Raw genomic sequence first — 14,922 nt, forward strand, 5'->3', positions numbered from 1 at the left:
AAAGATCATGGGAACCGGGGAGAACGAAGAAGCACTTCGCAAGATCATTGACTTAACACGTAAGATCAGCATCGTGGTATTGGTGCTGCATTGCTATATCTATTGCTACGGGGCTTTCCGGGAATGGGGACTGAGCCATGTGATCACCGACCGCATCCTGCTTAACCTGCGGCATACCGGGCTTTTTGAAGACCTGTTGTATTCCAGGCTCGGGGCCCTTGGCCTTTTGCTTGTCTCCCTGTTGGGCGCAAGAGGGAAAAAAGACGAGAACATCAAACTCCACCATGCCCTTGTCCCCTTTGCAGCAGGGATGGTGATCTACCTGCCCGCACATTACCTGATGAGGATCGGGGCAGTCCCACAGGTTATAGCCATCCTGTACATGACGGCTACCCTTACGGGATACCTGCTGGTGCTGACCGGGGGCGGGCTTTTGTCCCGGCTCTTGAGACTGAAGCTCAAAGACGATATTTTCAATACCCTCAACGAGACCTTTCCACAGGAAGAGCGCCTGTTGGAGAACGGGTATTCCGTCAACCTGCCGGCCAGGTATAACCTGAAAGGAAAGATACGCAGCTCGTGGATCAACATCATTAACCCGTTCCGTGCACTGCTGGTCATCGGTACCCCCGGATCGGGTAAATCCTATTTCGTTATCCGCCATGTGATTACCCAACACATCAAAAAGGGGTTTTCCATGTTCGTCTATGATTTTAAGTACGACGACCTCTCCCGGATCGTGTATAACACCCTTCTCAAACACGGGAGCGCCTATTCCAAAAAGCCGGCCTTTTACGTGATCAACTTTGAAAAGCTCTCCCATACGCACCGTTGCAACCCGCTTGATCCGGATACGATGGAGGACATTACCGATGCCTCCGAATCCTCCCGCACCATTATGTTGGGCCTGAACCGCGACTGGATCAGGAAGCAAGGGGATTTTTTCGTGGAATCCCCCATCAACTTCTTAACGGCGGTCATTTGGTTCTTAAAGAAATACAAGGGAGGAAACCTTTGTACACTGCCCCATGTGATAGAGCTCATGCAGGTGGAGTACAATGATCTTTTCCCGGTGCTCAGGACAGAACCGGAGATCGAGGTTTTGATAAACCCCTTTGTGACGGCTTACCTGAACGGGGCTACCGACCAGCTCGAAGGGCAGATCGCCTCGGCGAAGATCGCAATGGCCCGCCTTTCATCGCCTCACCTGTACTATGTCCTTTCCGGGAATGATTTTACCCTCGACCTGAACAACCCCGAAAGCCCCAAGGTCATCTGCATGGGGAACAACCCCCAGAAACAACAGGTATACGGGGCGGTACTGTCCCTTTATATTTCCCGGATGATCAAGCTCGTCAACCAAAAGGGTAAGCTGAGATCCAGCCTTGTTTTTGACGAGTTCCCTACCATTTATTTTAACGGCATTGACAATCTTATTGCTACTGCCCGTTCCAACAAAGTAGCCACCTGCCTTGGCGTGCAGGACTACAGCCAATTGCGTAAGGATTACGGGAGGGAACAGGCCGAAGTGATCGCAGGTATCGTGGGGAACATCATCAGTGGCCAGGTTGTGGGCGATACCGCCCGGCAGCTCTCCGAACGTTTCGGGAAGATCATGCAGGATCGGGAGAGCCTCTCCATTAATGCCACCGACACCTCCCTGAGCCGCTCCGCCCAACTGGAATCGGCCATTCCGCCATCGAAGATATCTGCCTTAAGCTCCGGGGAGTTTGTGGGGATGGTAGCCGATAACCCGGATCAGAAGATCAAGCTAAAAACCTTTCACAACGAGATCATCAACGACCACCAGGCCATAAAGGAAGAAGAAGCGGGATACCGGTCCTTACCGGAGGTCAAGCAAGTCACCCAGGCGGAGATCGAAAAGAACTACCTGAAGATCAAACAGGAGATCGCTGAAATGATCGAGACCGAAATAGAACGTATTTACGATACCCCGTCGCTCGCTCACCTGCTCATCGAAAAGGGGAGCTAATTCCTCCTGCGTTTATCCGTGTCGTTCATGTACCTCACGAGTCTTTCTTTGAGCAGGTCCATAAAGACCGTGCGGTTCTTTTTGCGAATGCGGATCTCCTGGAACACCCGGTAATATTCCCCCAGGTCTTTTTGAAACATCGTGCCTGCCAGGGAGGAGACCTCGCGTATACTGGCATTGCCCCGGTTAAATACCCCGGTAGCAATAAGCGCGTAGATCAGCTCTATGAGCCATACTTTCGGGGCGGTCCAGGTAATGTCCGCCTGTTGGAAAAGAGGCGCTTGCTGCTCTTCATTGGCGGCGGCCTCCAGCAGGTAATCCTGTAATTTCTCATAGGCCTGGAACATGGCGACCTTATGACAGCAGTGGCAGCAGAAGCGCGGGTCGGCATTCCAGAAATAGGTTTCCGTATAGGGGAAGTTGACCTCTTTCCCGCTGCGGAAGAGCTTTTCATCCAGTTCGGTCTTTCCAAGTCGGTAATACAGGTAGAACTCGCGGTTGCGTTCAAAAAAGTCCACAATATTCTCCATGGCCTCCCGGTAATGATTCTTTCGCCTTTTATTATTTCCTGCCGGAAGGCTGCTCTCCACCCGGAAAACCTCTGAAAAATAGATGAGTTTCTTTAAGAACCGGGGCTTTATTTCCTTGAAAAAACGGACTTCTTCCCCAGTATCCTTATAGGTATGTCGCAGGATATAATCCTTTAATTTTTGCAGGGCAGTGTGCATGACAAGGTATGCCTTTTCTGCCTGTTTCAGTGTATTGCTCTCTGTTTCCCGTACGTGGAGGAGTTCCTCGCTTGCTTGCTCGTAAAGTGTGTTGGTAAATGTAATCATGGTCGACTGATGTGAGTTAGTATATCCCTGGTCCGTAAATTTTACCACTTATAACATAGGGGATATAAGTAAAATAGACTGTACATCAAAATTATGGGAAATGATCTGTCCGGGAAGAATAAAACAGATGTAAATATCTTGAAGCAAGTATTTTAGATCATGGAACAGAAAAACACATCCGTAAAATATTTGACATTTAAAAACATACTAAACTTCGCGTTTTTTTATACGCAAGAAGTGAAAAACACCTACCTGTCTTTTGGGCTGATCCCGGAATATCAGGGCAAAGTCTCGGTATAAGAACCCTGCACATCAAAGGTTGAAGCCCCTTCCGGCTCGTAGTGGATAAAGCCGGAGCAGAAGATATCCGTTTGCTTGGTTCTTTTCGGATCATTGTGAGGGGCCATATCAAGTTCCAGGTCCCCACGGCTTATCACTATGGCGGCAAGCTGGGCGCCCCACCCGAAGAGAACCCTCCCCGGTATCCCGCCCAGGTAGTCCGATTGCTGTGGGCTCAATGTAAAATGGTCTTCTATCCAAGCTTTCAGGTCGTGGCAGATAGCCCTGGCCTGCTCAATCAATTCATTATCCGAAAGAGCATAGAGCTCATCTTTTTTGATGGTAATTCCGTCAGGTGTTAAAGGTTCCATGGTTCATTGACTTTTTTATGATAGAAATATAAATTATATTTATAAAAGTAAATAAACTATAAATATAATCAAATTACACCCTAAAAAACAGGTGAATCACCTAGGTGTTTTTAGGAGGTTATTTCACATATAAAAAATGAACCAGCCAAATCTTCAGCTCCCCGGATACAAGGATCGGGGCCTCCGTATTTTTGCTGCCGTGGCAGGGGCGCTTATGGCCACCGAATTTGGAGGCGCCGGGGATATTCTCCCCCGTTTGCTTTCCTGGCGTTTCTACGCGGAGTTCGGGAGCAGCCTGGTCATCGCCCTGGTACTGGTAGAGCTGATCGCTTATGTGACCCGAAGGCTTGACAGGTACTACGACTGGAAAAAGAACCCCGTTCCCCGAACTGCCCTACAGGTGGTTTTCGGGGTATTGCTGCCTGCCGTGGTGGATTTCCTCCTGGCAGCTTTGTATTTCCGGTTGTTTGGGATGAACATCATTGAAGATACCTATTACCTGGTGTATGCCTTCCCTTATATCGTATCGCTGATCCTGCTGTTCAACCTGTATTACCTGGTGTATTACTTTATCCTCCGTTCCACTATATTCGAGAGAAAGGTCCGCCAGTTACGGCCAGTGGAAAGGAATACAGGCGGCGGAGGTCGGAAACGGAAAGAAAAGGAGGTCTTTGTAGTAAGCAGCGGAGCGAAGAACATCCCGGTGCCGGTGGAAGGCATTGGTTACTTCTACCATGACCAGGGGCACAATTATCTGTGTACTTTTGAAGGGAAACGACACCTGGTCACCTGGTCACTGAACAAGCTGGAGGGACAATTATCCCGGGAACGGTTCTTCCGGGTCAACCGGAAGATGATCGTAAATTATAAAGCCTGTAAACATTTTGAGCCCGCCCGGTATGGAAAGCTGGAATTGTTTCTGGAACCTGAAGCAGAAATACAGCCGGTCATTGTCAGCCAGGGAAGGGCCAGGCGGTTTAAGGAATGGGTAGAGAGATAGCGCTGTTGTTGTTTTGATTGTGAAAACTTGGAATACTAATAGAATGTACAAATAAATGGATGGTAACCCTTACAGTAAATTTGAAGATTTAGCATTTTCCGGAAACACAGTAATGACTTTGAAATCTTCTGATTTTGAGGAAGTTGAATTTAAAGAGGGAAAAGTTACCTATTTATTTAGCAACTGCACATTTGATTCACTTCGTATAGAAAACACCGAAGATATTGATTTTAAAGACATAAGCATATTTTTTTCAGATTGTTGTATTGGTGATATAAAAATTGAAGATGTGTCATCCCCTAATATTTCTGTTTTATTTGATAATTGCATGATCAGCGGGATTGTCAAAAAATCAAATATTAGACTTGTTAATTTGACGAATTGTTTTATTAATGGTGTGATATTCTTGCAAGACCTAAAAAAAGTTCATGTTTCATTTGACAAAAGGCATAGAGTACCAACTTCATGGAACAATAACCCTCTCACACGAAGAGATTTTCGTAGAGAATTGATTGCCCAAAAACAATCATATATAATTGATGCAGGCACCGAGGTGGTCTACCATGTGAATATACGTGATGACCGAAATGACCCTGACCAAAAGGCAAGGGATATACAGCGATTGACCAATGAAGAAAGGAATAAATTGAATATTTTCTTGGACTTGAGGTATTCTCCCGATCAAGAGCATTACAGAACCCGCGTAGAGCATGCATTATTATCCGGATTGAGTATCAGCGGAAATGCGAACGGTGAATTGAAAGTTGAAAGATCTGGCATTGACCGTATCTATATTCATAGTTTCTCCGTTAGCGGTAGAGCGTCTTTTTTTGGGATCAAACCATCTGGAACGGATCAGGAAGGCAAGATCCACTTTGAAATTCGCCGAAGCAACCTGGATAATGTGTGGTTCGACAACGTTTCTTTCAAGGAGTACGACCTTGTTTCCTTTTTCCAAAGTTCATTTGGACTGGCAAACTTCACTTCATGTGGCTTTCCAGATAAATACGATGAGTTCGAGAAATTCATTTCTGTTGGGAATATACATTACCCGGAGGTGAAAGAAGATAATAATGACAGGAATCGATATGAAATCTTTCTTCAGTTAAAAAAACGTTTGGAATCTTCAGGTAATTTTTTTGAAGCACAAAAACTACACTCTGTTGCCAATGAGGCTTTACTGAAAATAAAAGATGTTTCAAAATGGGATAAGTTTATTTTAGGTTTGAACAGTATTTCCAATAATCATGGCACTTCCATTAAGCATCCATTAGGATGGATGTTTCTCTTTTCTGTCTGTCTTTACATTCTTTATTTGTTAAGCATAGACAGGATTTTTATAAACACTTCTTTTGATTGGAACTTGATTGGGTATTATTTTTCCTTTTTGGATATTACTCATAGGATTGATTTTTTGGTAGGAAAGAAAGAATTGACAGGATGGAGTGTAACGATCGACTGGATCAACAAGATCGTGACCGGATTTTTAATTTACCAGTTTATTGCGGCATTCCGGAAATATGGAAAAAGATAGCAGTAAATGATTAAAAAATATTTTTACACGATGTATAAATGAACAATTATAACCAGTTTGAAATGATAATTCAATATGATATAATTAAAAGAATCGACTTTCTAGATAGCCACCGAAGAACATTTGGAAAACTATTAAAAGAACAAGGCAAGGTAGAAGGTGATTTTTCCAAAAAAGCTGACAGATGTAAGCTAATAGGCATTGCATCTGTCAATGATAAACCAGTTGCCATAGGAGCGATTAAACCCAAGACAAAGTCTGACTTTGATAGTATTAAGGCTGATCTCGCCTCTTTATCCGATGACTTTGAATGGGAGTTGGGTTACATATTTACTCAAAAAGAACATTTGGGAAATGGTATAGCCTCAAATATGGTTAAGCTATTAATTAAGGAATTTGGAAAAGGGAATCTCATGGCTTCAACAGAAATAAGTGCAAATCCGGCAATGGTAAAAATACTAGAACGTAATGGATTCAGACACTATGGAAAACCTTGGAAAAGCACTATTCACGACAACTATTTGGGACTGTTCTTAAAATTCGAGTAGAAAAGAAAAAATACCCCCCGAGCAGATATACCCCCCTCCCCGTCCGTATTACTATAAACACAACGGACGAAAAGTGGAAAATCACGATACATTACAAGAAATATTCCTCCGCTATCTGGACAACCGGTGCTCGCCTGAAGAAGTGCGTTTTCTTCTGGAGCATTTTAAGCTGGAGAAGGAATCTTCACGTTTACGTGAACTGATTGAAGATCAACTGGCCTCCCTTGTCAGCACAGCGTTTGAAGAAAGCCCGGAAGGGCAAGAGCTTTTCGAGCGGGTTCACCGGAACATCCACAAAACAATTGGTAAGGAAAAGAAAGTTGCCCAAAGCCTGTGGCCCCGTGTGGCCGCTGTTGCTGCTGCAATCGTCCTTCTGGCAGGGTTGTCCTGGACATACAGGACACAGCTTATGGATTTTGTAAGTCCGGTAGAAACGGAATATGTGATCACAGCATCGGGAGAACGGAAGCAAGTTCTCCTGGCCGATGGTTCCCGGGTATGGCTGGGACCGGAGAGTTCGCTGGAGCACCCGTATACCTTTAGAGGACAAACGAGAGCAGTTGTTTTGAAAGGCGAAGCCTTCTTTGAAGTAGAACCGGACAAAACACACCCGTTTATCATCCGCTCGGGCGAGATCAATACCCGGGTATTGGGGACTTCCTTTAATGTAAAAGCCTACCGGCAGCAGGACGTGGCCGTTACCGTGGTTACGGGAGCGGTTCGCGTGGCAACCGAAGGCAGCGAGAACCATAAGGAGAAAGAAGCCTCGGTGGAGCTGCGCCCCAACCAACGGGCGGTATTTAGCAATGAAACGCGCTCACTGGTCAAAGAAGAAGCCCCGGATGCCATTGCCCTGCTCGATCGCAGGGAAGGCATATTCCATTATAGGGGAACTGCCGTTACGGAAATCCTCTCCGATATGGCGCGGGAATACAAAGTGAAGATCACCGCCGAAGGCGACCTGGCCCACTGTACCTTTTACGGTACCAAAAGGCCGGGAGACGATGTATTCCGCTTCCTGGAAAAGGTGGCCCTGGCCATTAACGCAGAAGTAAGTAAGGAAGCAGGAATGATTTACTTTAAAGGAACTGATTGTACGAAATAGATCGATCACGATATAAATGTCAATGGTAAAGAAACGCTCTTTCTTTACCGGAGGACAGACCTCAATCACCCCGCATCATTGGGTGTGAATAGAAGAGAGTGGCCATGTTGTCACTCCACCATACCATTAAGTTCTCATTTACATTTTGGGTTAGTCTTTTCCAGGAGGTGCCCGGCTTTCGGGCTTTTCCTGGAAATACCTATAAAAAAATCTCTCCCCAATTGAGAACAGGGAGAGACCTATATAATGAAAAACCGGTAGTGCTTTACAGGCCTTTGGAAACCAAAAGCAGCTACCAGCCTTAACACCGTAAAATTATGAAAAAAAACCACTCCAAAAAAGGAGAAACCTGTTTGTATCCAAGTGGGAGGAATTGGCAGCATTTTGTAACAAAGATTATGCGATGGACATTTTTGATAACCTGTATCCTGTGTTTAAGCGCATTTACCCTTCCGGTAGAGAGCGTTTCAGGACAGCCATTGCTGGAACGTAAGGTAAGTGTCGACGTCCAAAACAGCTCGCTCAAACAAATCCTGGACAAACTCTCGGAAACCTCCGGCGTCCCCATCATGTATGGAGGACGTATAGCCAAAGACCCGGCAAGGATAGATTTCCGGGTAAAACAGAAAACCTTAAAACAGGCACTGGATAAACTTTTGGATTCCCGGCCGTATGATTACCAGGTCATGGGTGATGAGATCATCATCCGCAATCAGCCCGAACCAAAGGAAAACCTAAACGACCCGGAGCCACGGCAAGGCCAGCAACCCGGCACGCTTGGGGGTGTGGTCACCGATACCCTCGGGCTGCCTCTGCCGGGAGTAGCGGTGTACATAAAAGCAACTTCACGGGGAACCATTACGGATACAGAGGGCAAATACGAACTGCAAAACGTAGCCCCGGATGCTACCGTGGTATTTCGGATGATCGGTTTTCAAACCCGGGAAGTGCCTGTAGAAGGGAAGGAGGTAATAAACGTGGTCTTACAGGAAGAAACTACGAAATTAACTGAGGTAGTGGTCAACGCCGGGTACTGGGAGGTAAAGGATAGGGAGCGTACAGGAAATATAAGCCGGGTCACTGCCAAAGAAATAGAACGGCAGTCAATCAATAACCCACTGGCTGCTTTACATGGCAGGATGCCTGGCGTGTATATAGAACAGAATAGCGGTTTACCTGGAGGCGGTTTTGATATACAAATACGGGGACGAAACAGTCTTAGATCGGATGCAAATAATCCTTTATATATTATTGATGGGGTTCCTTTTCCTTCCACTTCTTTATCGACCACCGCTATTTCACAACAAATAATTTTAAGTCCAAGCCCTCTTGCAACATTAAATCCTACCAATATTCAAAGCATTGAAATCTTAAAAGATGCAGATGCTACAGCCATTTATGGCTCTCGCGGGGCTAATGGCGTGGTGCTTATTACCACCAAAAAAGGGGCCCCCGGAAAAACAAAAGTAGAAGTCAATATCTCTACAGGGGCAGGCCAGGTAGCTGATATGCTAAAACTATTAAATACCGAGCAATACATAGAGATGCGTACCGAAGCCTTTGCCAATGATGGTATAACTCCGACGGTAGCCAATGCCCGGGACCTGCTGCTATGGGATACCACGAGATATACCGATTGGCAGAAAGTACTGATTGGAGGTACTGCTTATACCAACAATGCCCAGCTTTCCGTATCCGGAGGAAATAAAAACACCCAATTTTTGTTCCGGGGTGGTTATTACCGGGAAACCACGGTTTTCCCCGGAGACCAGGCCTATCAACGGGGATCAGGGCAGTTTAATTTAAACCACACTTCCGAAAACCGGAAATTTGGTATCAACCTGACCACGACGTTCTCCACAGATGATAACAATCTAATCGCTAATGATCTGGCAATACAAGCAAGAGAACTCCCTCCCAATGCCCCTGCCTTGTATGATGAAGAGGGCAACCTGAACTGGGAAAACTCTACTTGGACCAATCCCTTAGCTTTTTTGGAGAGGAAATACCAAAGCAATACCCAAAACCTGATTGCCAACGCGATGTTTCGTTACGAATTATTCCACGGTTTTCAACTTAAAACAAGTTTGGGATACTCTACCGTACAAATGAAAGAACTGGCAACGACTCCCCGGAAATCGCTGGCCCCTGCTTCTCCCTCCCCATCCAGGGCACAATTTAGCAACAACCGGGTCAGGACGTGGATCGTTGAGCCGAAAGTAGAATATCGAAATAACATAGCCAAAGGTGAACTAAATGTATTACTCGGGATCACTTTTCAGGATAGTTTCAATGAGGAGCAATTTATACAGGGAAACGGATTTAGCAATGATGCCTTGATCGAAAGCCCACAGGCGGCCACCACGGTTACTACATTCCGGAATTATACCCAGTATCGCTATAATGCCCTTTTTGGGCGCATCCACTATAACTGGAAAGGGAAGTACCTGTTAAACCTTACCGGTCGAAGGGACGGAAGCAGCAGGTTTGGCCCGGGAAAACGCTTCGGCAACTTCGGTGCCATAGGCGCTGCGTGGATTTTTTCCGAAGAACCCTTTATAAAAGATCATTTGTCCTTTGTTAGTTTCGGTAAGTTACGAAGCAGCTACGGAACCACAGGCAGTGACCAGATTGGCGATTACCAGTTTATGGATACACACAATTCAACCTTGAAATTATATCAGGGACCAGGCTTGGTACCAAGTCGTTTGGTCAACCCGGATTATGCCTGGGAGGTTACTAAAAAACTGGAAGCAGCATTGGAACTGGGGTTTTTACAGGATCGTGTATTTCTCGCTGGAAGCTGGTACCGTAATCGTAGTGGTAACCAGTTGGTAGGTCTTCCCCTACCCGGAATAACCGGTTTTTCTTCCGTACAATTTAATTTACCTGCTATGGTTCAAAATACAGGCTGGGAACTGGAGCTTAGAACAACCAATATACAAACCAGGAACTTTTCCTGGGCAACCAATCTGAATGCCACCCTGCCCCGTAATAAACTGGTGGAATATCCCGATATCGAAAACTCCCAATATGCCAATCTTTATGTAGTAGGTGAGCCATTGACCATCCGGAAAACCTCTAAATTCGTAGGAGTTGATTCCCAGACAGGTCTTTATGTTGTTGCGAATGAAGAGGGAACGGAATATTCATCAAATGGACTCATTCCAACTACGGAGCGTGATTTTGCTACGTTCCTCGGGCAAAAGGCTTTTGGAGGTATTCAAAACACATTTACATTTAAGAATATAGAATTAGACATTTTCTTTCAATGGGTAAAACGGCAGGGAGGAAGTCATTTAGGATTTTTTCCACGTGCCGGACAGTTAGGAAACCAACCGGTGAGTGTGATGGACCGTTGGCAAACCCCAGGAGATATAACAGATACTCAAAGATTTGGCACCACTATTACTACTTTGTTTCCTTTTTTAAACAGGAGTTCGAGCGATCAAGTTCTTACGGACACCTCCTTTATCCGCTTAAAAAATGTGTCTTTATCCTGGAACATCCCGGATGCATTGAGCGACCAGTTAAAATTACAGCAGGGACGGATCTATATACAGGGGCAAAACCTGTTAACACTAAGCAAAACCGAAACCGACTTTGATCCTGAAAGTAGAACCAATCGTATGCCTCCTTTACAGATGATTACAATGGGTATACAATTCACCTTCTGACAAACAAATAAATTTAAATACATGAAATATATCCTTATACAATACAAAAAGTTACATAGATATATCATTATAATTTTGGTGTTTTCTATATCTTATTTTTATGTGTCCTGTGAAAATTTCCTGGACATAGAACCGCCAAAAGATGAATTGGTCAGTGACAATGTATATACCAGTGATCCGGTTGCAGCCCTTAAGGGGATGTATAGCGAAATAATGGATGAGCATCCTTTTGGTGGCGGTGGCGAAATATTTAATAGTATTCATGCCGTTGCGGGAAGGTCTGCCGATGAATTGGATAATTACTCAAATATTGTCTATGAAATTAGCATTTCGGACAACACATTAACACCAACAAATTTGCGTATTAATTCTATTTGGGAACAAGTATATAAATATGTTTATTATACCAATTCCATCCTGGAAGGGTTGCCAAATTCAGTGGGGATACTAAGCGAAACGGAGAAAAATCAATTCGAAGGAGAAGCCAAGTTTATTCGGGCTTTTTGTTATTTCTACCTGGTCAATCTATGGGGCGATGTTCCTTTGATTACTACCACGGATTACCAGGCAAATGCTGTTGCTTCCCGTACTCCCCAAACACAGGTGTATGAACAGATTATCGAAGATTTAAAAGAGGCACAAAACCTTATGGCTGAGGATTATTCTTTTTCCGAAGGGGAAAAGGTGCGTCCTAACCGTTGGGCAGCCACGGCTTTATTGGCCAGGGTATATCTCTATATCGGGGACTGGGCTGGTGCGGAAGCAGAGGCCAATACTGTTATCAACAACACTACATACAGTTTATCGGCTGACCTTAACAGTGTGTTTTTGGCAAACAGTCCGGAAGCCATCTGGCAACTCTTACCCATACAGCCTGGATTCAATACCACGGAGGGAAGATTTTATATACTTACATCAACACCTACCAGGCAAACATTATCCGATTATACATTAAACGCTTTTGAAGCCGGAGATCAGCGCAGGGCGAATTGGATAGATAGTATTACGGTGGATGAAAACACATATTACTATCCTTACAAATACAAAGTCCAAAGTGGTGCAACATTAACGGAATACTCTATGGTGCTCCGCCTGGCAGAACAATACCTGATCCGGGCTGAGGCAAGGACACAGCAAAACAACCTATTCGGGGCACAGGCTGACCTGAATATTATTCGCGAGCGTGCAGGCTTGCCGGATACGGATGCTAATACACAAGCCACTTTACTGGAGGCTATCGAGCACGAAAGACGGGTTGAATTTTTTACCGAATGGGGTCACCGCTGGCTGGACTTAAAACGTACCGGACGGGCTGATAAAATACTGGGGAATATAAAACCCAACTGGCAATCCTCTGCTGTTTTGTTTCCCATACCACAAGCTGAAATAGACAAAAACTCCAATCTTACCCAAAACCCGGGTTATTAAAATCTCGCTAAACATAACACGCATGAAAACAAAAAGAATAAAGCAAATCATATTGGCAATGTTCATACAGCTTTATATGCTAAATGCACAAACACCCACGACGGAATATAAAGCCCTGAAAGTCGGGGATAAAATGCCGGACTATACTTTTACCAACCTTATCAATTATCCCACCTCAACAGCAAAGCTATCGGACTTTAAAGGCAAATTGCTGATCCTGGACTTTTGGTCAACCGGTTGTACAGCCTGCATTGCATCCTGGCCCAAACTCCTGGAACTGCAAAATGAATTTGACGGAAAAGTACAGATCCTTCTGGTGAACCCCTACCAGGATAAAGATATCGTAAGGAAGGTCATTGAACGGCAAAAAAAGATCAGGAATGTTGACATGACACTGCCTCTGGTCTGTAAGGATACCGTATTGGGCAAAAAATTGTTTCCCAATCGTGGCGTACCCTATATCGTATGGATTGATGAGAATGGATATGTTAAATCCCATAGCTATGGTGACGCACTGAATGCCAAAAACATATGGTCTATACTAAAGAAGAACCCCGTTACTATGCGACAAAAAATAACAGACTACGCTGACTTCATAAAAGTAAATCACATGGCTCCATTATTTGTAGATAAAAATGGGGGAAATGGAGAGCAAATTATAGCACAATCACAATTATCAAAATCAATATCGAAAATGTGGCCTGCTAGCTTTGTAATTCCTCAGACCTTGGATAATAAATCCATTATATGTATTACACATTTATCAATAAAGTCTCTATATGCTATGGCCTATAGCTTTTATTTTGAAAAAGGTAGCTTTCCAGGCTATGTACATTCAAGCCGTGTCTTGCTTCAGGTAAAGGATTCTACTAAATATGTAGATGAAGATGAATATGATGAAATCATTGCTGAGAACCGATATACTTATCAATTGATAGCGTCCCTCACCCCAATTGAAAAACTGCAAAAAATGATGCAAACAGACCTTGATCGCTATTTTGGCACGGAAGCGCATTGGGAAAAACGAAAAATGAAATGCTTGGTAATCAAAACAAAAGACACCTTACTTATCAGTTATAAAAAGGGAATCAGAAAATTTTTCTTTACGAATCCCGATAAGGATGGTGTTAGAAGGGTCAATAATGTAACGGTTAGTGATTTTATACAAAATTTGGAAGAACAGCATTATTTCAGATCCCCCTATCCCATTGTAGATGAAACCGGGCTAAAAGGGTCATTGGGAGGTATAGAAATGGAAAAGGATTTTGACCCCGGGGATCACAGAGCTTTGGACAAAGCACTGCAAAAATACAAGATGCGCTTCACTTTAGAAGAGAAAGAGGTGGATGTACTGGTTATCCGGGAACCTGGTGACAATAACTCTTATCAGGCATCAAATAAGTGATAGACATTATTCTTCCAAAAATCCTAATACAAATTATCATGAAGAAGATATTATTGGCTTTGCTGTTGCTTATCCCGATATGGGGATTGTCAAGCCAGGTACTGGAACCCGTTCAATGGGATTTTACTTGTGAAAAGACAGGGGATAAAACATATCGGGTGTACCTGACCGCCCTTATGGAACCGGGCTGGCATATCTATTCCCAATACATGGAAGAAGGCGGGCCGATACCCACTGCTATTGTTTTTAAGGAAAACCCTGTGATTACCTCAAAAGGCAAAATCAAGGAAGTTGGCGATCGGCAGGAAGTTTACGAAGAAGTCTTTATGGTGCAGACCAACTATTATGAAGGCAAAGTAGATTTTGTACGGGAAGTCCAGATCAAAAAGGGAGAGCCTGTCACCCTTAAAGGGACAGTTACCTATATGGCTTGTTCAGGTGATTTATGCCTACCCCCGGAGGAAGTAGCTTTTGAAATTGTATTGAGATAACCTATCAAAAGAAAACCACTGCTCAAACTGTGTTCTCATATTTAAATTTTTTGAAGCATGATAGGGTCTGTTTCTTTTGATGCAGGCACGGGGTTGACTTATGAATGCATTTTCAAATGTTTCATGGGTTCCCTGTGCTTTTTAAATAAACGCCAAAAAATGGATGATCCCAATTATGAGGAAAAATTCTTCTATCTCTTGCTGGTTCTGGTGCTGATAATAATAGTCATCATACTGTCCGGGGCATTCCAGGGG

11 protein-coding genes are annotated in these 14,922 nt (G+C 44.2%); 9 read left to right on the forward strand and 2 right to left on the reverse strand.

Translation table 11 applies throughout. The features are described 5' to 3' along the window. The first annotated feature begins 7 nt into the window (after positions 1-7). Entirely contained in the window at positions 8-1,993 is a 1,986-nt protein-coding gene (gene mobC / locus OOZ15_RS13515; RefSeq protein ID WP_265956956.1) for a conjugal transfer protein MobC, read from the forward strand. Here the strand turns inward: mobC and OOZ15_RS13520 are convergent. Beyond that, complete coding sequence (locus OOZ15_RS13520) at positions 1,990-2,829, reverse strand: RteC domain-containing protein (protein WP_265956957.1); 840 nt, start codon at positions 2,827-2,829, stop codon at positions 1,990-1,992. The two genes, mobC and OOZ15_RS13520, sit on opposite strands and share 4 nt — an antisense overlap. A 278-nt stretch (positions 2,830-3,107) precedes the next feature. Continuing rightward, complete coding sequence (locus OOZ15_RS13525; RefSeq protein WP_265956958.1) at positions 3,108-3,479, reverse strand: hypothetical protein; 372 nt, start codon at positions 3,477-3,479, stop codon at positions 3,108-3,110. 136 nt (positions 3,480-3,615) lie between these two features. Between OOZ15_RS13525 and OOZ15_RS13530 the strand changes: the two genes are divergently transcribed. The 8 genes from OOZ15_RS13530 to OOZ15_RS13565 all read left to right on the forward strand — a co-directional run bounded on the left by OOZ15_RS13530 (position 3,616) and on the right by OOZ15_RS13565 (position 14,667). Then, on the forward strand, positions 3,616-4,479 hold the full coding sequence (locus OOZ15_RS13530) for a LytR/AlgR family response regulator transcription factor (RefSeq protein WP_265956959.1): 864 nt from the start codon (positions 3,616-3,618) through the stop codon (positions 4,477-4,479). Positions 4,480-4,534: 55 nt separating this feature from the next. Then, the gene (locus tag OOZ15_RS13535; protein ID WP_265956960.1) at positions 4,535-6,013 is read left to right on the forward strand and encodes a hypothetical protein; all 1,479 of its coding nucleotides are present in this window, start codon (positions 4,535-4,537) and stop codon (positions 6,011-6,013) included. Between the two features lie 38 nt (positions 6,014-6,051). Continuing rightward, positions 6,052-6,561, forward strand: coding sequence for a GNAT family N-acetyltransferase (locus OOZ15_RS13540; RefSeq protein ID WP_265956961.1), 510 nt, complete (start codon positions 6,052-6,054; stop codon positions 6,559-6,561). A gap of 343 nt (positions 6,562-6,904) precedes the next feature. Further along, complete coding sequence (locus OOZ15_RS13545) at positions 6,905-7,666, forward strand: FecR family protein (protein WP_265956962.1); 762 nt, start codon at positions 6,905-6,907, stop codon at positions 7,664-7,666. A 317-nt stretch (positions 7,667-7,983) separates the two neighbouring features. Then, positions 7,984-11,343: a SusC/RagA family TonB-linked outer membrane protein gene (locus OOZ15_RS13550; protein WP_265956963.1), complete on the forward strand. Its 3,360-nt coding sequence runs from the start codon at positions 7,984-7,986 to the stop codon at positions 11,341-11,343. Positions 11,344-11,364: 21 nt separating this feature from the next. Further along, positions 11,365-12,771, forward strand: a complete 1,407-nt coding sequence (locus OOZ15_RS13555) for a RagB/SusD family nutrient uptake outer membrane protein (RefSeq protein ID WP_265956964.1) — start codon at positions 11,365-11,367, stop codon at positions 12,769-12,771. Positions 12,772-12,793: 22 nt separating this feature from the next. Then, positions 12,794-14,176: a TlpA family protein disulfide reductase gene (locus OOZ15_RS13560; RefSeq protein WP_265956965.1), complete on the forward strand. Its 1,383-nt coding sequence runs from the start codon at positions 12,794-12,796 to the stop codon at positions 14,174-14,176. A gap of 38 nt (positions 14,177-14,214) precedes the next feature. Next, positions 14,215-14,667 carry a protein-disulfide reductase DsbD domain-containing protein gene (locus OOZ15_RS13565; protein ID WP_265956966.1) on the forward strand — a complete coding sequence of 151 codons (453 nt, stop codon included), beginning with the start codon at positions 14,215-14,217 and terminating at the stop codon, positions 14,665-14,667. Positions 14,668-14,922 lie beyond the last annotated feature (255 nt).

Source organism: Galbibacter kalidii (genome assembly GCF_026241135.1).
Taxonomy (GTDB): Bacteria; Bacteroidota; Bacteroidia; order Flavobacteriales; family Flavobacteriaceae; genus Galbibacter.